Here is an 18,126-nt window from a genome sequence, read left to right on the forward strand (position 1 = left end):
CCCTCTCTCCGCCATCCCCCGTCCCGGAGGCGCCAGTGCTCTCCTTGGTGAACGTGAACCCCCTGGTCATCGGATCCGTCGACAAGTCGGACGTGCTGTACGGAGGGTTGGAGTACGAGCTGCGCTCCACCGACGGGGCGGTGCTGGCCCGGGCCCGTGAGGACCTCGGCGACTCGACGGGGAAGCGGCTCGTCCGCTCGTTCATGCGCACGATGACCAGCACCCGGAGCCTGGTGGTGGAATCCCCTGACGGGGAGACGCTCCACCTCCAAGAGGAGCGCACTCGCAGGGAGTCCCGCACGTCGGTGAGCACCGCCGCGGGTGTCCTGATCGGCACCGTCACCCTCACCGAAAGGTTCGGTGCGTCGCGCCGCTTCGCCGTGCACGACGCCTATGGGCGGGACATGGCGTCGTTCGGCATCAGCGGCCCGAAGAACATGTGGGAGGGGTGCCCGGTCACCGGACCGGACGGGCGGCCCCTGGCCGACATCGCGATCACGGGGCGCCGGAACAAGACGCTCACGTACTTTCCCGACTTCACGGTCCACCAGCGGGTGGCCTTGCCCGACCCGTTGCCGCTCCTGCTGCGCGTGGCCGCGATGCCGCTCGACTACGCGGAGATCGAGGATCCCTGACCGGCCTCCGGAGCCGTCGACCGTTCACCGGGCGATGAGTTCCCGGTCCCTACGGGGTCAGAGGGATGACGGAGCAACGAGCGGCGGCGGAAGGACGGAACCATGGGCAAGGTCATCGCGATCGAGCACCTGAGCCTCGACGGGGTCATGCAGGCGCCGGGCGGCGTCGACGAGGACCCCCGGGACGGGTTCGACCAAGGCGGGTGGGCCGCCCAGCGCGGCCAGGACCCGCGGCTCCAGGGGGCCATGGGGGAGTACATGTCGGGGGACTGGTCGCTCCTCCTCGGACGCAGGACCTACGTCCAGTTCGCCGGGTTCTGGCCCAAGCTGGACGACAACCCGTTCAGCAAGGCCCTGACGGAGGCGCGGAAGTACGTGGTGTCGTCGACGCTGACCGAGCCGCTGCCGTGGGAGAACTCCGAACTGCTGAAGGGGGAGGTCGCCGGGTCCGTGGGGACGCTGAAGGAGCGGGTGGACGGCAACCTGGTGACGATGGGCAGCGGCGACGTCGTGCGCGCGCTGCTGCCGCACCGTCTGGTCGACGTGCTGCTGCTGGCCGTCCACCCGGTGGTGCTCGGGTCGGGCCGCCGCCTGTTCCCGGAGTCGGGCCCCGGCCCCGAGAACCTGCGCCTGCTGGGCAACGTCACGACCGACAGTGGCGTAGTGGTGTCGACCTACGCCCCGGAGTGACCCGGGAAGCGCGAGGCCTCGGCAAGGATGCGGGACACTTCGGCTGGGGCCTCACGCCGCTCCGCTCGCTGCGACCTCCGGGAGTCGGTGGGAGAGGAGCGGCGGGGCCGTTCACTCGTTGAAGGTGCGCCCTGATGTCGCGGCGATCCCGTCAGGGAGAGGGCCGTCGTGGTCGCCGACGTTCACGGTGCCTGAGAGTTCGAACATCAGGATCGACGCACCGCCCGGGGAGACCGGGCGGTGCTCCACCCCGCGCGGGACCGTGAACGCCTGGCCCGTCGCCAACACGACCTCGCGCTCGGTACCGCCCTCGCGTAGGCCGATGCGCAATTCGCCCTCGATGACGAGGAAGAACTCGTCGGTGTCCTCGTGGGAGTGCCAGACGAAGTCGCCCTTCACCTTGGCCAGGCGGACATCGTAGTCGTTCACCCGCAGGGCGATGCGCGGGTCCCACGTCCTATCGATACGGGAGAGGGAGTCCTGCAGGTCGACGGGCTCACCGGAGCGGACGGGGCGTGTGTTCTCGGTGCTCATGTCAGGGATTCTTCCGGTGTCCGGGAGCGCACGTCAGTGATAGGAATCGCCTATGCCGCAAGCATCCTCGCAAAGCGCCCCAGAGCCGCACCGCGTCGTGCTGATCGCCGACCACGGCTCCAACCCCTTCGAGATGGGTGTCGCGACCGAGCTGTTCGGCCTCAGACGCCCCGAGCTGGACATCCCCTGGTACGACTTCTCCATCTGCGCCCCTGAGACGGGCGTCCGGATGCACGAGGGGATGTTCCACCTGGCGGCCGCCCAAGGGCTGGACGCCGTCCAGCGGGCCGACACCGTGATCGTGCCCAACCGGCCGGATCCCTTGGCCGGAGCCTCACCAGCCGTCGTGGAGGCGGTCCGGGGCGCCGCAGCGCGCGGGGCGCGGCTCGTCGGCTTCTGCACGGGCGCGTTCACCCTCGCGGAGGCCGGCGTCCTGGACGGCCGCCGCGCCACCACCCATTGGCGGTGGGCGCAGACGTTCACCGCGCGCCACCCCCGGGTCGACCTGCGCCCCGACGTGCTGTTCATCGATGACGGCGACGTGCTGACCTCCGCGGGCAGTGCGGCCGCCCTCGACCTCGGCCTGCACCTGGTGGCCCGGGATCACGGGGCGGAGGTCGCGGCGGCGGTGGCCCGGCGGCTGGTCTTCGCCGCCCACCGGGACGGCGGCCAGCGCCAGTTCATCGAACGGCCCCTCCCGCGGCTGCGGGACTCCTCGCTGGGCCCCGTCCTCGACTGGGCGCGCGAGCGCCTGGTGGGCCCACTCACCGTCGCCGACCTCGCCCGCCGCGCGGGCGTCAGCCCCGCCACGCTGCACCGGCGCTTCCGCGCCGAGGTCGGTGCCACCCCGATGGAGTGGGTCGCCGGTGAGCGCGTGCGGCTGGCCTGCCGCCTCATCGAGCGGGGAGAGGAGGGCACCGAGCGCGTGGCCCACCTCAGCGGGCTGGGAACCGGTGCCAACCTGCGCACGCAGATGCGCCGCCGGACCGGGGTGACGCCGAGCGCCTACCGTGCCCGGTTCGCCGCGGAGAAGGCCCCCGCCCCGGCCGCCGTGGCGAGGTAGGCCTCCAGCTCGCGGGCGCCCGCCAGCATCGCCCTGCTCCGGGCGTTGATCCCCGCCCTCCACTCATCGAGGGTCGCCCCCAGGTATGACGGGTCGCCCGCGCCGCGCAGGCGGTCCAGGAAGTCCCTGATCCTCGTCAGCGGGAACCCTCCCCGGCGCAGCTCCCGCGCCGCATGGGCGTCGCGGGCGGCCTCGGGGGAGTAGACCCGGTACCCGGTCGCCCGGTCGCGTTCGGGGCGCAGGATTCCCACGCGCTCCCACGTGCGCAGCGTCGCCGGGTGCAGCCCGACCTGGTGGGCCAGCGCTCCGACGGTCAACGGCTCTGCGGAGGCGGCGACGGCACGCCCCCGGGGCGCATGCGGGGACGGCTCGGGCGGGGACGCGAGCAGCGCCTCCAACGCGTCCTCCACCTCGTCCAGGGTCTCCCTCTCGTGCAGCAGTGCCGCGTGCGCCCGGTCGATGATCCGGAACATCGCCTCGTCCTCGCCCCGGTTGGCCGCGTTCAGCACTTCTGTTGCCGTCCGGTGGCCGAAGCCCCGCCGCAGCGCGAGGAACGCCCGCAAGGCCTGGGCGTGGACGGCGCCGTACCTCCTGTACCCGTTCGCGCCGCGCTCGGCGGGCGGCAGGATCCCCTGCTCCTCGTAATTGCGCACGGCCTGGGCGGACAGCCCGTGCTCGCCCGCCAGGTCGGTCGGGCGGAACGCGGTGGAGCGGGGCGGCATGGTCCTCCGGTTGAAGGTTTCCGCGGTCGTTGAGCGGTTGATGGAGCAAAAGTCTCAACGGTTCCTTCAAGGATACGGTCGAAGGCACTTCGATCGTGCAGAGGGCGCGGACGGCGCCGCTGTGCGTTGAAACCCCTGCGGAGGAGAGGCGGTCCCGGAATGCCCCTGGACAAGGACGGAGAGAAGTTCGGTTTCGGTGAGGAAGGAGGAACGGCCGGAGAGGCCGTCGCCCGCTACCTCGACACGCTCGGCAGCGCACCGGCCCTCCTCGGGCTCGGTGAGCCGACCCATGGCGTCGAATCGTTCCCGCAGATGCGCAACCGGATCATCGAGTACCTGGTGCGGTACAAGGGATTCCGGTCGGTCGCCCTAGAGAGCTCCTGTCTGGCGGGCCGCATCGTCGACGCCTTTGTCACCGACGGCGAAGGCGGTCTGGACGAGGCGATGGCGCGCGGCTTCAGCCACGAATTCGGTTCGCTGCCCTCCAACCGTGCCCTGGTGGCCTGGCTGAGGGAGGTCAACGCGGACCGGGAACCCGCCGACCGGGTCAGGTTCTACGGCTTCGACGGGCCGATGGAGATGATGTCCGTCCCCAGCCCGCGCGCCGCGCTGATGGAGGCGCACGGGTACCTGGTCGAGCACATGGGGCAGGCGCGTGTCCGGCACGCTGCGGACCGGATCGACGGGCTCCTCGGCTACGACGGCGTCTGGGCCTCCAGCGCGGCGATGATGGACGCCACGCAGTCGGTGGGGGACACCCAGGCCGCGCGCGCTCTGCGGCCCATTGCCGACGACCTCCTCGCTCTCATGGAGGCCGAAGCCCCTACGCTCCGCGAGGCGTCGTCCGACGCCGCCTACCAGGACGCGCACATGCTCATCCGGACCGCCCTGGGCCTGCTCCGCTACCACTCGGCCATGGCATGGGCGGCCCCGATGCCGGAGCGGCTTGCGGCGCTGGGCGGCCTGCGGGATGCGCTGATGGCCGAGAACCTGAGGGCCGTCGTCTCAGCGGAAGCGGAGCGTGGGCCGACCCTGGTGTTCGCGCACAATACCCACCTTTGGAAGCGGCGGACCGCGATGGACATGGGCGGTATGGCCGTGCAGTGGTGGTGTGCGGGAGCCCTGGTCGCCCCCGAGCTCAAGGACCGGTACGTCGTCATCGCCTCGGACATGGCCGAAGCGGAGGGCACCGACGCCGCCGAAGGCGCCCCGGACAGCCTGCAAGGGGTGCTCTCACAGGCGGTCGCCCCGGAAGCCTCGCGCGCGCGGGAAGGCGCGCTCTTCCCGGTCGACGCGGTGCGCGAGGTGCGCTCGGGAGGAAGGGCCATCCAAGCCAGAGGCGACCTGAAGGACCCGCGCTACATCCCGATCGACGGGCTCGACGGCATGAACGCCATCGCGTTCATCCAGGGCCGGGGGAGCGAGCGCGTCCTCTGGGGCGGCCAGGAGGGCGGCGGAGGCGGCGATCAGCCTTCCCGCCCCTCCTGACTCCGCCGGACCGAGGGGTGCTGAGGCTCCTGCACCACGCGCGGTCGCTTCAGGCCCTGCAGCGGCTCGCGCGGGGTTCGACCGCCGTCGGCTCCAGGGGCGGAAGGGATGCGGCGCACCGCCAGCAGGCCGCCGACGCCGGGGACCAGGGCGAGGAGCCGGGCCGCCGGGGTGGCCCGGCCGTACGCCCACACCCCGACGGCCGCGAACAGGTAGGAACAGCCGTGCACCGGCCCCAGCAGTGACGACGCCGCCTCGTGGTGGACCGTGGCCAGGTTGGCCAGCATGAGCAGCAGCGAGGCGAACTCGATGTGGGCCCCGATGCGCAGGACGACGGGGTTCACGCTCACACCCCGGTGGTGGAGCCGGGCCTGACGATCATCAGGACCGTGACCACCACCCACAGCAGGTTGAACACCCCGGTGACCATCGCCAGGCGGGCGGGGGGAACGGAGCCGCCCTCGGCCTCCCCGCCGTCCAGGGCCGCGATCTCCCGGGCCTGGTCGGGGAGGATCTTCAGGGCCAGGACGGCCGCGGCCGCGGCGGTCAGCACGATCGACACGAGCAGCCACGCGTCGCCGAGCACTCCTAGGGCGCTCGCGGTGGCGAACCCGAAGACCGGGACGGCGATCCCGACGTAGGCGTACACGCGGCAGAGCCGGTGCAGCAGCCGCAGGGTGCCGAGGCCTTCGTGCGGGGGCTCCGACGCGTGGGTGCGCCGCAGGGCCGGAGGGAACATGCTGGCGGCGACGGTGACCGGGCCGATGGCGATGATCGCGGCCACGACATGCAAGGAGAGGAAGAGCTTGGCCATGGTCAGCGCTCCGGGCCCGAGCAGGGGCGCGGGGCGGAGGCTCTGCCCGGTATCGGCGGACCGGAAGCGGGCATGGCGGTACAGGGGCGCATCGACACTCCTTCAGGAACGGTGGAGAATCCGGCGACGGCCGGTGCGCCCTGAAAGCTAGTGCCGTGCCACGGTGTGGGCCCAGTGGCAGGGCGGACACGTTCCCCCGGGAAACTGCCACGCAGGCGCGGCGCCCCTCCGCTCGTCCTCCGGCCTCTACTGGGGCAGGCGGCGGCGCCACTCCATGGGGGAGATCTCGATCCGTGTGCCAGGGGCGCCGTCCCAGTGGGCCGTGAGGCCCGCCTCTTCGAACCGGGCGTGACCGCGGCGGACCAGTAGCCGTGCCAACTCCTCGGCGTCCTCCACGGCCTCGGCGTCCGGCTCGGGCGCCGCCCGCTTCTCGGCCGCCTCCCCGGCCTCCGCCAGGCGCGTCGCCCAACCGACCACGACGTCGGCGATCTCGTCGCGCGGCACCGGCCGCGACACGACCGGGCCGCGGTGCCGTCGCCGGTCTCGGCGTCGAGGATGAACGGCGTCCAGGGCACGCCGTCGACGTCGTGCTGCACCGGCTGCTCCTCCCAGCCGAGCCGCCGGTAGAAGCACTGGGCCGCCTCGTTGCCGTGCCCGGTGTACAAGCGCAGCCGTTCCACGCCGTGTACCCGCGCGATGCCGGTGAACCCGTCCACGCTTCTGGGTGTGCGCTGGTGGCGCGGCGTGCGCGAGGCCCGGCGGCGCGGTGCCGGTGCGGGGGTGGTCGCCGACGACCGGCCGATGGCCATGGCGGTCCCCGGGCGGCGCGGCGGCGTCGTGCTCTCCCGGGGTCTGCTGCGCCTGCTCAGCCGCGAGCAGCTCGGCGTGGTGCTCCGGCACGAGCACGCCCACCCGCGGCACCGCCACCACGTCTACGCTGCGGCGGGGGCGCTGGCCGCCGCGCTCTTCCCGCCGCCGGCGCCGGTCCACCGTCGGCTCCGGTTCGACCTGGAGCGCTGGGCCGACGAGGAGGCGGCCGCGGCGGTCGGCGACCGGGGGCTCGTCGCCCGCACCATCGCGCAGGCCGTCCCGGCCGCGCCGGGCCCGGCGCGGCACCCGGGGCTGGCCGACTTCCAGGTCGTGCGGCGGGTGGAGGCGCTGCTGGGCGAGCCCCCGGCGGCCAACCCGGTGGCCGGTCCGGCCCTCCTCGGCGGCACCGGCGCCGCCTCCGGGGGAGTGGCCTCCACCTGTATCGAACTGCACCACATCGCCTTCCTCCTCCTGCTGTGAGGGGCACCACGCGGTGAATGGGGGCGGGCGGTCGGCTCATGCGGCACGCTGGGACCGAAACGAGCGGAAAGAGCGGGGGACGATGCGGCCGACGAGGACGGGCGGGCGCGTGCCGCGCCGCCCCGCGGGGGCGTACGCGGCCGTGGTCACCGCCCTGCTGCTCGCGGCCTTCGCCCTGGTCGCGCACCACGGTTCGGTGCCCCGGCAGGCACTGCAGGCGGCCGCTCCGGCCCCCGCCGCGGCAGCGGCGGCCGAGACCCCGGAGGTCCCGCACGCCCACCCCGCGCCGACCGCCCTGTCCGAAGCGGCGCCCTCCGGCCATGACCACGGCGGACAGGACGACTGCGGCCCGGCGTCGGGCACCTGCCAGAGCGCCAAGGCGGCCGTCGACGTGGCCCTGCCGCCCCGCGCCCGGCTCGTCCTCCCCGGCCCGGCGCCGCGCCCGCTCCCCCTGCCGCACGCCGCGCGCGCGGCCCCGCCCACCCCGCCCGAGCTGGCAGAACTGTCGATCCTGCGGATCTAATACCCGGCACTCTCAGCACGCCGAATCCGATCCGCACATCCCTTTCACGCGAAGGACAGTTCAGTCATGCCCGAATTCAGCCGCCGCTCCTTCATCGGTGCAGGCGCCGCCGTCTCCGGTCTGGGCCTGCTCGCGGCCTGCGGCCGCACCGGGCCCGCGGGTCCCTCCGCCGGGGCCCTCGTCACTCCCGCCGACGCCATCGTCGATGCCGTCGAGAAAGAGCGCGCGGGTACCGGCAAGGAGCGCGCGTTCACCCTGCGCGCCGCCGAGTCCGAACTGGACCTCGGCGGCCGCACCGTGCGCACCTGGAGCTACGGGGACGCGCTCCCCGGCGGGGAGCTGAGGGTCTCCGCCGGGGACACCCTCAAGGCCACCCTGGAGAACCGCCTTCCGGACCCCACCTCCGTGCACTGGCACGGCCTGGCCCTGCGCAACGACATGGACGGGGTCCCACCCGTCACCCAGAAGGCGGTGCGGCCCGGCGAGGACTTCACCTACCGGTTCATCGTGGACACGCCGGGGACGCACTGGTTCCACCCGCACGTGGGCACCCAGATCGACCGGGGCCTGTACGCGCCGATCATCGTCGACGACCCTGACGAGCCGCTCGCCTACGACGAGGAGTGGGTGGTGATGCTCGACGACTGGCTGGACGGGGTCGACGGCACCACCCCCGACGCCGTGCTGGAGGAGGTGCGCGGCGGCATGGACCACGGCGGCCACGGCGGCCACGGGGAGGGCGGCGGCATGGGCGACGGGCCCATGCGCATGGGGAACACCCTCATGGGCGCCTCCAGCGACCTGCTGGGCGGCGACGCCGGGGACATCTACTACCCGATGCACCTGATCAACGGGCGCCCCGCGGGCGACCCGCGGACGTTCACGGCCGAACCGGGGGCGCGGCTGCGGCTGCGCCTGGTGAACGCCGGGGGCGACACCGCCTACCGGGTCGTCCTGGGCGGGCACCGGATGACGGTCACGCACACCGACGGCTACCCGGTGGAGCACCGGGAGGTCGACGGGGTCGTGCTCGGCATGGGGGAGCGCTACGACGTGCTGGTGACGCTGAAGGACGGCGTATTCCCGCTGGTGGCGCTGGCCGAGGGCAAGGACGCCACGGCACTGGGCGTGGTGCGCACCGGCTCGGGGCGGGCCCCGGGCGGGGACGTGCGCCCCGACGCGCTCGACGGGGAGATCGTGCACGCCACGGAACTGAAGGCCGCCCCGGAGGTGCGCCTGGAGAAGCGGAGCCCGGAGGCCGAGCACACGATCGAGCTGACCGGCGGCATGGGCGCCTACGACTGGGCGCTCAACGGGCGGAGGTTCGACCACGACGACCCGACGAAAGGCGCCTACAAGTGCGAGCAGGGGCAGCGCGTACGGGTGGTGTTCAAGAACTCCACCATGATGTGGCACCCCATGCACCTGCACGGCCACACGTTCCAGATCGCGGGAGGCGGCCCGAGGAAGGACACCGTCATCGTGCTGCCCGGTGAGTCGGTGAAGGTCGACTTCGAGGCCGACAACCCGGGCCAGTGGCTGGTGCACTGCCACAACATCTACCACGGCGAGGCCGGAATGATGGGCCTGCTCGCCTACACGGTGTAGCCGTCGCCCGGGGTGCGTCCGCGCATCCCGGGGAGTCCCGGGTCCGGGCGGCGGCGCATCGCCGCATCGCCGCCCGGACCACGGTCGCGTCCGCTGGAGCGGTGGAGGCTCCGTTCGGCCGGTTCTGCGCTGCGACGCGTGGCGCGGGGCGGGGCGGCGCGTGGCGCGGGGCGCACACCGGCCCGGCGAACGCCGTCCGGCGCTGGGGCTCGGCTCGCCCAAGGGGCGCCGAAGCACCCGCGGGGCCCCTGCGGGGCGGCGGCCACCCGGGGACCGCCCCCGACGGGCGCCGATTCCGGCACTTCGGGGGCCGTGGCCGGGCCGGATCGGGCGGTGCGAAGATGATCGCACCATGGCGAGGGCAGAGACGTTCCGCACCGTCCGCGCCGGGGTGTTCGCCTCGGTGTCGGTCGGTGTGTCCGCCGCCGGGCACGCCGCCATGTCCGACCACGTCCTCCCGCCGGTGGGACCGGTGGCCGGGTTCCTCCTCCTCTTCACACTCGCCTGGGCCGCCGCCGAGAAGGAGCGCGGCCTGGCCGGGATCTGCGCCCTGATGCTGTGGGGGCAGCTCGCCCTCCACCTGCTGTTCTCCTTCGCCCAGGCGGGCGCCGGATCCCACCACGCCGGGGCGGCTGGGGCCGCCGAGGCGGGCGCCGCGGTCGCCGACGGCGGGACGGGGATGCTGGCCGCGCACATGGTCGCCGCGTTGATCAGCGGATGGTGGCTCCGCCAGGGCGAGGCCGCCCTGTTCGGCCTGCTCCGCCTCCTAGGGCTGCTGATCCTGCCGGTCCTGCTGGTCGGGGGCTCCGGAGCCGCCGCCCCGCCGCCCCCGTCCACGCGCCGCCCCGACCGGGGCGACGGGGGCCGCATCGCCCGCGGCCTGCGCCACACCGTGGTGCTGCGCGGCCCACCGCTCCGCTGCTGAGGCCTCCGCACACCCGTTCCGCGCCCCGCACCGGGGCACGCGCCGGAACGCCGCTGCCGGAGGCGTGAATGCGTCCATCCTGCGGTCGGCCGCGTCGCCGACCGTCTCCGTCGTGCGCATCGGCCTCCGTCGCGGAGCCGCCGGTGCGCCGGTCGCCGCTGCCACGGTCGCCCCGCGGGCGCGGGGCGCTGCGCGGCGACGCGTCTCAGCAGCAGAGGAACGGCCTTGCAACCACCATGTACGAGGACCCCGCTCCGCTTCGCCCTCTCACCGGCCGCCCTCGGCGGCGTCGAGGAGGCCCTCCAGCGCCCAGCAGGCGTCGAGCCAGCGGGCGCACCCGGCGCACGCGGACAGGTGCCTGCGGACGGCCCGCGCGCCCTGGCCGGTCCCCTCGCCGTCGATCTCGGCCGACAGCGCCGTCCGGCATTCCTCGCATGTCACCCGCCCATGATCGCCCATCGCCCGGCCGGGGCGGGCCGTCGTCCGGTGCGCTCCGACCGGCGGACGGGAGGGGCGCGGTGAACGACGAGGAACTGACCGCCCTGGCCGGGACGGCCGGCCGGGGCGACGACCGGGCGCTGGAACGCCTGATCGCCGAGACCAGGGAGGACCTGGCCCGGTTCATCGCCCACCGCGTGGACCCGCTGTGGGTGGAGGAGCTCACCCAGGAGACCTACGTGCGGGCCATGACGGCGCTGCCCGGGTTCGCCGGGCGCTCGTCCGTGCGCACCTGGCTGAAGTCGATCGCCCGCAGGGCCGTGGCCGACCGCTACCGGTGGACCGCGGCGCGCCCCCGGACCACGGTGCTGCCGGAGGACCCGGCCGGGAGCGGCCTCCTGGCCGACCGCGGGGCCCGGTTCGAGGAGGAGATCGCCCTGGGAAGCCTCCTGGCCGACATCTGCCCCGAACGGCGCCGGGCCTTCGTGCTGACCCGGGTCCACGGCTACTCCTACGCCGAGGCGGCCGAGGAGCTGGGGGTGCCGGTCGGGACGGTGCGCTCGCGGGTGGCGCGGGCCCGCTCCGACCTGATCCGGGCGATGGCCGCCTGATCCGCGAAGCGCGGTTCCCGGACCGGGCAAGGAGCGGGGAACCAACGCCCCCGCCCGTCCGACCGACGGAGTGCGGTCGCCACATCCGCGCGGTAGAGAACCGGTGAAAGCCCTGTGGCCGGCCCGGCGGAGCCCTGCCGGGCCGGCCACAGGCGGAGCCGTGAGCCGCGGGGGAGCGTCCCTGCGCCCGCCGCGCGCTGCCCCCCGAGCCCGCGGGGACGAAGACCCGGTGGAGCAACGGGGCACCGGGACGCGCGGCACTGAGGACGCGGCCGTACAGGTCACGCGGCGCTCAGGTCACGCGGCGCTCATGACGTGAACAGGCCCTCTCCGATGAAGCCGTCCTCCCCGTGCCCGGGAGGGACGGCGAACACGGCCGAGCCGATGGCGGCCACCCACTCGTTGAGCAGGTCGAGTTCGTCCAGGCGCTTCTGGATCGGCACGAACTGGCGGACCGGGTCGGCCTGATAGGCGGCGAAGAGCAGCCCCGCCGCGTCCGCGTCGTCCCGGTCGACCAGCTCATAGTTGTAGCCGCGCCGGAAGAACCGCGCGTCCGGGTCGTCCGAACGGGCCCGTCGGATGTGGGCGAACTCGCCGATCCTCGGGAACCCCAGCGGCGTGACGGCCGTGAAGTCCGGCTCGTCGTGCTCGCGCGCCCCGGTCAGCGGGGCGCCGTCCGACAGGCGCCTGCCCACGGCCTCCTCCCTGCCCGGCCGGTCGAGCCGGTCCCAGGCCTCCAGATCCATGGCGATCCGGCGGAGCACCAGGCCCGTCCCGCCGCGCAGCCACCCCGGCCCCTCTCTGACGGCCGGGGGCGTCTCCGACGGTCTGGCGCGGGTGCGGGCGGGTTTCGGGCCCGCCCAATCCCGCCAGGTCAGGAAAGAGTGTCCTGTACCTGCGTCGACCGCCGGTGCTCCGTGTTGCAGACGGCAACGACGTGGATGTTTTTAGTAGTTTTGCCAACACCGAGCGTTGCAGGGGGTAGATTTGTCGCACCCCAGGGGTACAGAAATACATGCAAATCGGACATACGATTGAGTTGGGATCCCTGACGTGCCCGCCGCCCCCCACGTGCGACCCGCAGTCGTCAGTCAGATGCACAGTGCGACCGACAGGAAGGGAGACCGCCGTGGCTAGCGCACATGACGTAGCCGCTTACGTCCTGTCCAAGGTCGGCCCCGTGTCCACTATGAAGCTTCAGAAGCTCGTCTACTACTCGCAGGCGTGGTCGCTGGTCTGGGACGAGGACCCCCTGTTTCAGGAGCACATCGAGGCATGGGCCAACGGTCCTGTCGTACGTGAACTGTTCGCGGAGCACCGCGGACAGTTCTCCGTTGGGGAGTGGCCTCGTGGCGACGTCGACCAGCTGACTCCTGACCAGCGCAAGAGCATCGACGTTGTGGTCGACGCCTACGGGAAGCTGACGGGGAAGCAGCTCAGCGAGATGACTCACAATGAAGACCCGTGGAGGAAGGCTCGTGCGGGTCTTCCCGCCCACGTCGGCAGCAATGCTGAGATCTCGCCGGAAGCAATGAAGGAGTTCTACGGCTCGCTGCTCGACAGGGACGACGCCGAGACCGTATGAGCAAGGGCAAAAAGCAGAAGCGCGTTCCCGCTTCGGCCCTACCTGCGCAGCCCAGTCGTGTACCTCGTCGGCTCCCTGCCAGCCACGCCCCTGAGGGGGAAAGCCCCATGTGGAGGCTCTCGCTGCTTGACCGTGAGTACCAGGGGAGTTGGTCCTGGGGAGTTGATGAGGCCACCCTTCTCAAGATCATCTCTCTCCTCAGTGAGATGGAGAGTCTGACATGGAAAGAGATCCTTAACCAGCAGACCGGGGGCAATAGACGTCGCGGCGCCAGGAACAAGTTCATTCCTGTTGAGAATCTTTGCCCGGAAGCCCAGAAACGCTTGAGTGAGCTGAAATTGGAAGAGTGGGACGAACTCTTCCGTTTTCGCGAGGGCAACATGGGGCGACTATGGGGAATTGTGATTCCGGAGGGGCCCCGCGTTTTCTACCCGATCTGGTGGGATGCAGATCACAAGGTCTGCCCGGGGAAGGACCGAGACTGACGAGCGCCCCGCTCCCACATGACGGATTGGGGCGGAGATTGGTTGTCCGCGGCACGGGGAAGGCGGTCAGTCGGCGCGGCGCCGTCGCCTGAGGAGGGTCGAGACGACCAGGTAGAGGAGGGCGGGGCGGTCAGGTCCGGGAGGTCGGTGTCCTCGCCCACCGCGAAGGGGAAGGCTCCGCTGATGGGGTGGCCGTCGCCGGAGACGACCCTCCAGCGCACCACGTAGCCGCCGTCCGGTAGGGCCCCGGACAGGCGTTGGGAGACCTCGTCGCCGTCGATGGCCGGGCCGCCCCGGGAGACCTGGGCGCCCTCGGCGTCGAGGACGGTCACCGCCGCGCCGACGTCCATCACCTCGCCGCTGAAGACCAGCGTCACCTCTTCCGGCCCGGTGGTCAGGCGCTCCTCGTCCTCGGGGCCGGAGGAGACGAGCCGGTCGTGCGCCAGCGCGGGTGCGGCCGGGGTGGTGAGGACCGCGGCGAGGGCGAGCAGGGCGCCGACGACCGCGGCCCGCAGGCGGCGGCCGCGCGTTCGGTCCGGGCCGGTGATCCTGGTGAGCACTGTGCCTCTGCCTCCCCGCCGAGCCGTTCCGGTGCCGCTTCCTCGGTAGTCGGAGGGCCGGGGGCGGTGGTTCCCGCGAATCCGTCTCCGGTCGCCGAGGCGGCGAGGGGCGCGTCGTGGCCGGGGGACGCGTGCGCGCGGGCGGGTTCCGGCGCTCGGCGCGGGCATCGTTCCCGATCACCGACACTGGAGGCATGCCTTCTGTTGTCCTCGACGGTGACCCCGTTCCGTCGGACGGGTCCCTGCCCGACGCCTCGCTCAAGGGTCTCGGGGAGCGGCCCTTCGGGGTGTACGTCCACGTGCCCTTCTGCGTCACCCGGTGCGGGTACTGCGACTTCAACACCTACACCGCCGAGGAGCTCGTCTCCCGGGACGGGACCGCCACCGCCTCCCGGGACGGGTACGCCGACCTCGCCGTGCGCGAGGTCCGCCTCGCCGGGCGGGTGCTCGGGGACGCGCGCCTGCCCGTGCGCACCGTCTTCGTCGGCGGCGGAACGCCGACACTCCTTCCCCCCGAGGACCTGGGCCGGGTCCTGGCCGCGATCGAAGAGGAGTTCGGTCTCGCCCCCGGCGCCGAGGTCACCACCGAGGCCAACCCCGAGACCGTCGACGCCGACTACCTCAAGCGCCTCCGCGACGCCGGATTCACGCGCGTCTCCTTCGGCATGCAGAGCGTCCGCCCGCACGTGCTGGAGGTGCTGGAGCGCACCCACACCCCCGGGCGCCCGCAGCAGTGCGCCGCCTGGGCGCGCGAGGCCGGGTTCGAGCACGTCAACCTCGACCTCATCTACGGAACCCCCGGCGAGACCGACGACGATTGGCGCGCCTCCCTGGAGGCCGCCCTCGAGGCCGACCCCGACCACGTGTCCGCCTACTCCCTCATCGTGGAGGAGGGCACCCGCCTCCACGCGCGCGTGCGGCGGGGCGAGCTGCAGGCCCCCGACGACGACGTGCTGGCCGACCGCTACCTGATCGCGGACACGATGCTGGAAGGCGTGGGCCTGCACGCCTACGAGGTCTCCAACTGGTCGCGCGGCGTCGACGCCCGCAGCGAGCACAACCGCCTGTACTGGACCGGCGGGGACTGGTGGGGCGTCGGTCCCGGCGCCCACAGCCATGTCGGCGGCACCCGGTGGTGGAACGTCAAGCACCCCGCCGCCTACGCCGCCCGCCTGGCGCAGGGCATCTCGCCGGGCCACGCGCGCGAGGTGCTCACCGAGGACGAGCGCCGGTTCGAGCGCGTCCTCCTGGAGCTGCGCATCGCCGAGGGATGCCCCCTCGACCTCCTTGAGGCGGATGGGAGGGCGGCCGCCGCGCGCGCCGTCGCCGAGGGCCTGCTCGACCCCTCCGCACACGAAGACGGCCGCGCCGTCCTCACACGGCGCGGCCGCCTCCTCGCCGACGCGGTGGTCCGCGACCTCACCTGAGGCCGCCGCCGCGCGGCACCGCTGGAACGCGGGCCGGGTCCTACTTGGCGACCGGGATGCCGAAGGGGTACTTGAACCAGACCCCCTTCTTGGCCTCGGAGTTGGCCTTGATGCCGAAGTAGATGGCCAGCCCGAGGGCGATGAGGTAGGTGAGGATGCCGATGATGACGAACATCAGCAGCCCGCTGACGAAGTAGGCGATGATCATCGCGACCTGGAAGTTGCTCGCCTGGGCCAGGTGGTGCTTGGCGAACGGCGACGCGTCGCTCTTGGCGAAGTACAGGATGATCGGGAGAAGCGGGATGAACGCGCCGCCGATGTGGGCCGCGGCGACCAGCCCCTCCTCATCGGGCCGCATCTGGCCGTAGCCCTGCTGGGCGTACCCCTGCTGGTAACCGCCCTGCTGGCCGTACACCTGGTCGTAGCCGGGCTGCTGCTGGTAGCCGCCCTGCTGGGGGTACTGCTGCTGCTGGTAGGGCTGCATCTGCTGGCCCTGCTGCCCGTAGCCGGGCTGCTGCGGCTGCTGCGGCTGCTGCCCGTATCCGGGCTGGCCGCCCGTGGGCTGGCCGTAGCCCGGCTGGCCCCCGGTCGGCTGCCCGTAGCCGGGCTGCTGCGGGGCGGGCGGCTGTCCGTAGCCGGGCTGCTGCGGCTGCTGGCCGTAACCCTGCTGGGGGTGGGGCTGCTGCCCGCCGGGCTGGGGTGGGTAACCCATGGTCGGTCTCCTAGGTCGATCAGGTCGTTGAGCCGGAAGCGCTCTGCGGAGCACGCAGAGGGGTCGGTCGCCGGCCGAAGGGGCAGGGGCCGGCCGTCGGCCGGCGCCGCGGGGCGGCGCCGGTCACTTCACGAGGCGGACGGCCACCGGGTACCGGTACCACCCGCCCTTGTTGGCGTTGGCGGCGGCCAGCACGCCGAACACGATGGACAGCCCCCAGACCAGTGCGATCAGCACCGATCCGATCCACACCACCGTCGGTGTCAGGAACGCGAGCACAATGTAGACGATCCACGCGAGGGCGTAGGGGATGAGCAGGGTGAGTTGGAAGTTCAGCGCCTCGGAGGAGTGGTGGCGGGCGAAGGCCGACCGCTGCTTCTGGCTGGCGTGCACCAGCAGCGCCGGCAGCCAGCCCAGGCAGGCCACCACGATGCCGGACAGGTGGGCGATCATCGCCCAGCTGGGGTCCTCCGCCGAGGGCGCCGGGCCCGAGCCCGGGACCGGGCCGCCACCCGGGAACCCGGGGACCGCCGGGCCCGGCATCCCGCCCATTGCGGGCTGCTGTCCCGTCACGGGCTGACCGGGCGCACCCTGGCCCGGGGCGGGCGCCCCGGGGGGAACGGGGCCGCCGGGAGGTGCCATCCGCGGGCCGCCCTGCGGCCCTCCCTGCGGCTGCTGCTGGGGGTACGGCGACGGCTGCGGGGCGGTACCGGGGTATCCGCCGCCGGGGTGCGGCGCCTGGGGCGCCGGGCCTCCGCCCGGCGGGGTGTGCCCCGGCTGCTGCGGGGGCGGCCCCTGCGGCTGCTGGGGCGACTGCGGCGCGAACCCCGGCCGGCCGCCGGTTCCAGGGCCCGAGGCGCCGGGCGCGGCTCCGCCCGGTCCCTGCGCGGGGTCCTGGGGCTGGTGCTGATTGGGCGGGGTCTCGCTCATGTCGTCCCTATTGGCTTGCCGATTGCGTGGTGCCGCGGTCCGGGGAGGGCGCCTGCGGGCGCCCGGCGACCGCGCGCCGCGCCGATACTGCGGTTCCGCCCTAGTCTTGCATCGCGGGCGGCACCGTGACGAAGTCGATCAACTCTTCGACGCGCCCGAGCAGCTCCGGTTCCACGTCCTTGTACGACCGGACCGCGCCGAGGATGCGCCGCCACGCCTCCCCGGGCTCCTCGCGGATGCCCAGCGCCCGCAGCACCCCCTCCTTCCAGGGCGTGCCGCGCGGCACCTCCGGCCAGGCCCCGATGCCCAGCACCGAGGGCTTCACAGCCTGCCACACGTCGATGAACGGGTGACCGGTGACCAGCACGTGCGGGGAGGAGACCCGTTCGGCGATCCGGCTCTCCTTCGACCCCGGGACCAGGTGGTCCACGAGCACGCCGAGGCGCCGCTGCGGGCCCGGCCCGAACTCCTCCACGATGGCCGGGAGGTGGTCGACGCCCTCCAGGTACTCCACGGCCACGCCCTCGACGCGCAGGTCGTGGCCCCAGATCCGTTCGACCAGCTCGGCGTCGTGCACCCCTTCGACGTAGATGCGGCTCTCCCGCGCCACGCGCGCGGACGCCCCGCGCACCGCCACCGAACCGGAGGCGCTGAGCAGTGGGCCCGAGGGCGAGGGGGAGGGGGAGGAGGGCCGGACCGCCGTCGCGGGCCGCCCGTCGACCAGGAACGCCGCGGGCTCCAGCTGGAAGACGCGGGTCGCCCCCTGCCGGTCCTCCAAGGTGACGGTCGACTTGTCCCAGGCCACCACGGCCCCGCAGAAGCCCTCGTCGGCCGATTCCAGGACGAGGCCCGGCTCCAGCTCGACCTCGGCGACACGGTCCTTGTGCGGCCGCCGCCAGTCGCCCGCCAGCACGTCCGAGCCGTATCTGTCGGAATTCTTAGGCACGGCGGGGATTGTAGTGGCAGACGGGGCGCGGAGCCGGGGTCTCCGTGATCCGGGGCGGGCCGCGCGGGGTGGGCAAGGCCACGTGCGGCGCGTGGGGCCCGTGGGGGTGCCGTGCCGCCCGGGGCGGCCGCCGAGCCGCG

At 73.2% G+C, this 18,126-nt stretch carries 22 protein-coding genes and 1 pseudogene; 12 read left to right on the forward strand and 11 right to left on the reverse strand.

All coding sequences use genetic code 11. The features are described from left to right. Positions 1 to 47 precede the first annotated feature (47 nt). Together O4U47_RS00305 and O4U47_RS00310 are read left to right on the forward strand one after the other, a co-directional pair. Entirely contained in the window at positions 48 to 635 is a 588-nt protein-coding gene (locus tag O4U47_RS00305; protein WP_270674829.1) for a hypothetical protein, read from the forward strand. A gap of 102 nt (positions 636 to 737) precedes the next feature. Next, positions 738 to 1,325 carry a dihydrofolate reductase family protein gene (locus tag O4U47_RS00310; protein WP_270674830.1) on the forward strand — a complete coding sequence of 196 codons (588 nt, stop codon included), beginning with the start codon at positions 738 to 740 and terminating at the stop codon, positions 1,323 to 1,325. Between the two features lie 111 nt (positions 1,326 to 1,436). Here the strand turns inward: O4U47_RS00310 and O4U47_RS00315 are convergent, their stop codons facing one another. Continuing rightward, positions 1,437 to 1,859, reverse strand: coding sequence for a cupin domain-containing protein (locus tag O4U47_RS00315; RefSeq protein ID WP_270674832.1), 423 nt, complete (start codon positions 1,857 to 1,859; stop codon positions 1,437 to 1,439). A 52-nt stretch (positions 1,860 to 1,911) separates the two neighbouring features. Between O4U47_RS00315 and O4U47_RS00320 the strand changes: the two genes are divergently transcribed. Next, complete coding sequence (locus tag O4U47_RS00320) at positions 1,912 to 2,922, forward strand: helix-turn-helix domain-containing protein (protein ID WP_270674834.1); 1,011 nt, start codon at positions 1,912 to 1,914, stop codon at positions 2,920 to 2,922. Here the strand turns inward: O4U47_RS00320 and O4U47_RS00325 are convergent. Next, entirely contained in the window at positions 2,865 to 3,644 is a 780-nt protein-coding gene (locus O4U47_RS00325) for a MerR family transcriptional regulator (RefSeq protein ID WP_270674836.1), read from the reverse strand. The genes O4U47_RS00320 and O4U47_RS00325 overlap by 58 nt on opposite strands. Before the next feature lie 159 nt (positions 3,645 to 3,803). Between O4U47_RS00325 and O4U47_RS00330 the strand changes: the two genes are divergently transcribed. Further along, the gene (locus O4U47_RS00330; protein ID WP_270674837.1) at positions 3,804 to 5,132 is read left to right on the forward strand and encodes an erythromycin esterase family protein; all 1,329 of its coding nucleotides are present in this window, start codon (positions 3,804 to 3,806) and stop codon (positions 5,130 to 5,132) included. Here the strand turns inward: O4U47_RS00330 and O4U47_RS00335 are convergent. The 3 genes from O4U47_RS00335 to O4U47_RS00345 form a co-directional block, all read right to left on the reverse strand. After that, positions 5,111 to 5,482 (reverse strand): hypothetical protein, encoded by a 372-nt coding sequence (locus tag O4U47_RS00335; protein ID WP_270674840.1) that lies wholly within the window; start codon positions 5,480 to 5,482, stop codon positions 5,111 to 5,113. The two genes, O4U47_RS00330 and O4U47_RS00335, sit on opposite strands and share 22 nt — an antisense overlap. Continuing rightward, positions 5,479 to 5,946: a hypothetical protein gene (locus O4U47_RS00340; RefSeq protein ID WP_270674843.1), complete on the reverse strand. Its 468-nt coding sequence runs from the start codon at positions 5,944 to 5,946 to the stop codon at positions 5,479 to 5,481. The genes O4U47_RS00335 and O4U47_RS00340 overlap by 4 nt, the downstream gene beginning before the upstream one ends. Positions 5,947 to 6,192: 246 nt before the next feature. Continuing rightward, entirely contained in the window at positions 6,193 to 6,450 is a 258-nt protein-coding gene (locus O4U47_RS00345; RefSeq protein ID WP_270674847.1) for a DUF6891 domain-containing protein, read from the reverse strand. A gap of 192 nt (positions 6,451 to 6,642) precedes the next feature. Between O4U47_RS00345 and O4U47_RS00350 the strand changes: the two genes are divergently transcribed. The 4 genes from O4U47_RS00350 (at position 6,643) to O4U47_RS00365 (ending at position 10,292) form a co-directional block, all read left to right on the forward strand. Beyond that, positions 6,643 to 7,236: a M48 family metalloprotease gene (locus tag O4U47_RS00350; RefSeq protein WP_270674850.1), complete on the forward strand. Its 594-nt coding sequence runs from the start codon at positions 6,643 to 6,645 to the stop codon at positions 7,234 to 7,236. A gap of 109 nt (positions 7,237 to 7,345) precedes the next feature. Next, positions 7,346 to 7,759 carry a DUF6153 family protein gene (locus O4U47_RS00355; protein WP_270674853.1) on the forward strand — a complete coding sequence of 138 codons (414 nt, stop codon included), beginning with the start codon at positions 7,346 to 7,348 and terminating at the stop codon, positions 7,757 to 7,759. A gap of 66 nt (positions 7,760 to 7,825) precedes the next feature. Then, a complete protein-coding gene (locus tag O4U47_RS00360) occupies positions 7,826 to 9,367 on the forward strand; it encodes a multicopper oxidase family protein (RefSeq protein ID WP_270674856.1) in 1,542 nt (513 codons plus the stop codon). Positions 9,368 to 9,719: 352 nt separating this feature from the next. Beyond that, on the forward strand, positions 9,720 to 10,292 hold the full coding sequence (locus O4U47_RS00365) for a hypothetical protein (RefSeq protein WP_270674859.1): 573 nt from the start codon (positions 9,720 to 9,722) through the stop codon (positions 10,290 to 10,292). A 267-nt stretch (positions 10,293 to 10,559) separates the two neighbouring features. Here the strand turns inward: O4U47_RS00365 and O4U47_RS00370 are convergent, their stop codons facing one another. Next, entirely contained in the window at positions 10,560 to 10,733 is a 174-nt protein-coding gene (locus O4U47_RS00370; RefSeq protein WP_270674862.1) for a zf-HC2 domain-containing protein, read from the reverse strand. A gap of 77 nt (positions 10,734 to 10,810) precedes the next feature. On the opposite strand from O4U47_RS00370, the gene O4U47_RS00375 reads away from it, so the two are divergent. Continuing rightward, positions 10,811 to 11,341 carry a sigma-70 family RNA polymerase sigma factor gene (locus O4U47_RS00375; protein ID WP_270674864.1) on the forward strand — a complete coding sequence of 177 codons (531 nt, stop codon included), beginning with the start codon at positions 10,811 to 10,813 and terminating at the stop codon, positions 11,339 to 11,341. A 308-nt stretch (positions 11,342 to 11,649) separates the two neighbouring features. Here the strand turns inward: O4U47_RS00375 and O4U47_RS00380 are convergent. Next, positions 11,650 to 12,141, reverse strand: a pseudogene (locus tag O4U47_RS00380) (Dyp-type peroxidase); the annotation flags it as partial. Positions 12,142 to 12,530: 389 nt separating this feature from the next. Here O4U47_RS00380 and O4U47_RS00385 point away from each other — a divergent pair. Next, complete coding sequence (locus tag O4U47_RS00385; protein ID WP_270675285.1) at positions 12,531 to 12,926, forward strand: Panacea domain-containing protein; 396 nt, start codon at positions 12,531 to 12,533, stop codon at positions 12,924 to 12,926. A gap of 107 nt (positions 12,927 to 13,033) precedes the next feature. Next, complete coding sequence (locus O4U47_RS00390) at positions 13,034 to 13,411, forward strand: hypothetical protein (RefSeq protein ID WP_270674867.1); 378 nt, start codon at positions 13,034 to 13,036, stop codon at positions 13,409 to 13,411. Here O4U47_RS00390 and O4U47_RS00395 read toward each other — a convergent pair. Further along, the gene (locus tag O4U47_RS00395; protein WP_270674870.1) at positions 13,378 to 13,971 is read right to left on the reverse strand and encodes a copper resistance CopC family protein; all 594 of its coding nucleotides are present in this window, start codon (positions 13,969 to 13,971) and stop codon (positions 13,378 to 13,380) included. The genes O4U47_RS00390 and O4U47_RS00395 overlap by 34 nt on opposite strands. 194 nt (positions 13,972 to 14,165) lie before the next feature. Here O4U47_RS00395 and hemW point away from each other — a divergent pair, with 194 nt between their 5' ends. Then, positions 14,166 to 15,398 (forward strand): radical SAM family heme chaperone HemW, encoded by a 1,233-nt coding sequence (gene hemW, locus O4U47_RS00400; RefSeq protein ID WP_270674872.1) that lies wholly within the window; start codon positions 14,166 to 14,168, stop codon positions 15,396 to 15,398. 40 nt (positions 15,399 to 15,438) lie between these two features. Here the strand turns inward: hemW and O4U47_RS00405 are convergent, their stop codons facing one another. From O4U47_RS00405 to O4U47_RS00415, 3 genes are all read right to left on the reverse strand, one after another. After that, positions 15,439 to 16,110: a DUF4870 domain-containing protein gene (locus O4U47_RS00405; protein ID WP_270674874.1), complete on the reverse strand. Its 672-nt coding sequence runs from the start codon at positions 16,108 to 16,110 to the stop codon at positions 15,439 to 15,441. A 123-nt stretch (positions 16,111 to 16,233) separates the two neighbouring features. Beyond that, positions 16,234 to 16,563, reverse strand: coding sequence for a DUF4870 domain-containing protein (locus O4U47_RS00410; RefSeq protein WP_270674877.1), 330 nt, complete (start codon positions 16,561 to 16,563; stop codon positions 16,234 to 16,236). 577 nt (positions 16,564 to 17,140) lie between these two features. Further along, positions 17,141 to 17,953, reverse strand: a complete 813-nt coding sequence (locus O4U47_RS00415; RefSeq protein WP_408638909.1) for a DUF3097 domain-containing protein — start codon at positions 17,951 to 17,953, stop codon at positions 17,141 to 17,143. Positions 17,954 to 18,126: the final 173 nt, after the last annotated feature.

Origin of the sequence: Nocardiopsis suaedae (assembly GCF_027706745.1) — a bacterium.
Taxonomy (GTDB): domain Bacteria; phylum Actinomycetota; class Actinomycetes; order Streptosporangiales; family Streptosporangiaceae; genus Nocardiopsis_A; species Nocardiopsis_A suaedae.

Excerpts from the sequence above, each read along its gene's own strand:
- O4U47_RS00330 (WP_270674837.1), top strand. The coding sequence starts at position 3,804 with ATGCCCCTGGACAAGGACGGAGAGAAGTTCGGTTTCGGTGAGGAAGGA.
- O4U47_RS00315 (WP_270674832.1), bottom strand. The coding sequence starts at position 1,859 with ATGAGCACCGAGAACACACGCCCCGTCCGCTCCGGTGAGCCCGTCGAC.
- O4U47_RS00410 (WP_270674877.1), bottom strand. The coding sequence starts at position 16,563 with ATGATCGCCCACCTGTCCGGCATCGTGGTGGCCTGCCTGGGCTGGCTG.
- O4U47_RS00365 (WP_270674859.1), top strand. The coding sequence starts at position 9,720 with ATGGCGAGGGCAGAGACGTTCCGCACCGTCCGCGCCGGGGTGTTCGCC.
- O4U47_RS00405 (WP_270674874.1), bottom strand. The coding sequence starts at position 16,110 with ATGGGTTACCCACCCCAGCCCGGCGGGCAGCAGCCCCACCCCCAGCAG.
- O4U47_RS00325 (WP_270674836.1), bottom strand. The coding sequence starts at position 3,644 with ATGCCGCCCCGCTCCACCGCGTTCCGCCCGACCGACCTGGCGGGCGAG.
- O4U47_RS00340 (WP_270674843.1), bottom strand. The coding sequence starts at position 5,946 with ATGGCCAAGCTCTTCCTCTCCTTGCATGTCGTGGCCGCGATCATCGCC.
- hemW (WP_270674872.1), top strand. The coding sequence starts at position 14,166 with ATGCCTTCTGTTGTCCTCGACGGTGACCCCGTTCCGTCGGACGGGTCC.
- O4U47_RS00385 (WP_270675285.1), top strand. The coding sequence starts at position 12,531 with ATGAAGCTTCAGAAGCTCGTCTACTACTCGCAGGCGTGGTCGCTGGTC.
- O4U47_RS00360 (WP_270674856.1), top strand. The coding sequence starts at position 7,826 with ATGCCCGAATTCAGCCGCCGCTCCTTCATCGGTGCAGGCGCCGCCGTC.
- O4U47_RS00310 (WP_270674830.1), top strand. The coding sequence starts at position 738 with ATGGGCAAGGTCATCGCGATCGAGCACCTGAGCCTCGACGGGGTCATG.
- O4U47_RS00320 (WP_270674834.1), top strand. The coding sequence starts at position 1,912 with ATGCCGCAAGCATCCTCGCAAAGCGCCCCAGAGCCGCACCGCGTCGTG.
- O4U47_RS00390 (WP_270674867.1), top strand. The coding sequence starts at position 13,034 with ATGTGGAGGCTCTCGCTGCTTGACCGTGAGTACCAGGGGAGTTGGTCC.
- O4U47_RS00350 (WP_270674850.1), top strand. The coding sequence starts at position 6,643 with ATGCCGGTGAACCCGTCCACGCTTCTGGGTGTGCGCTGGTGGCGCGGC.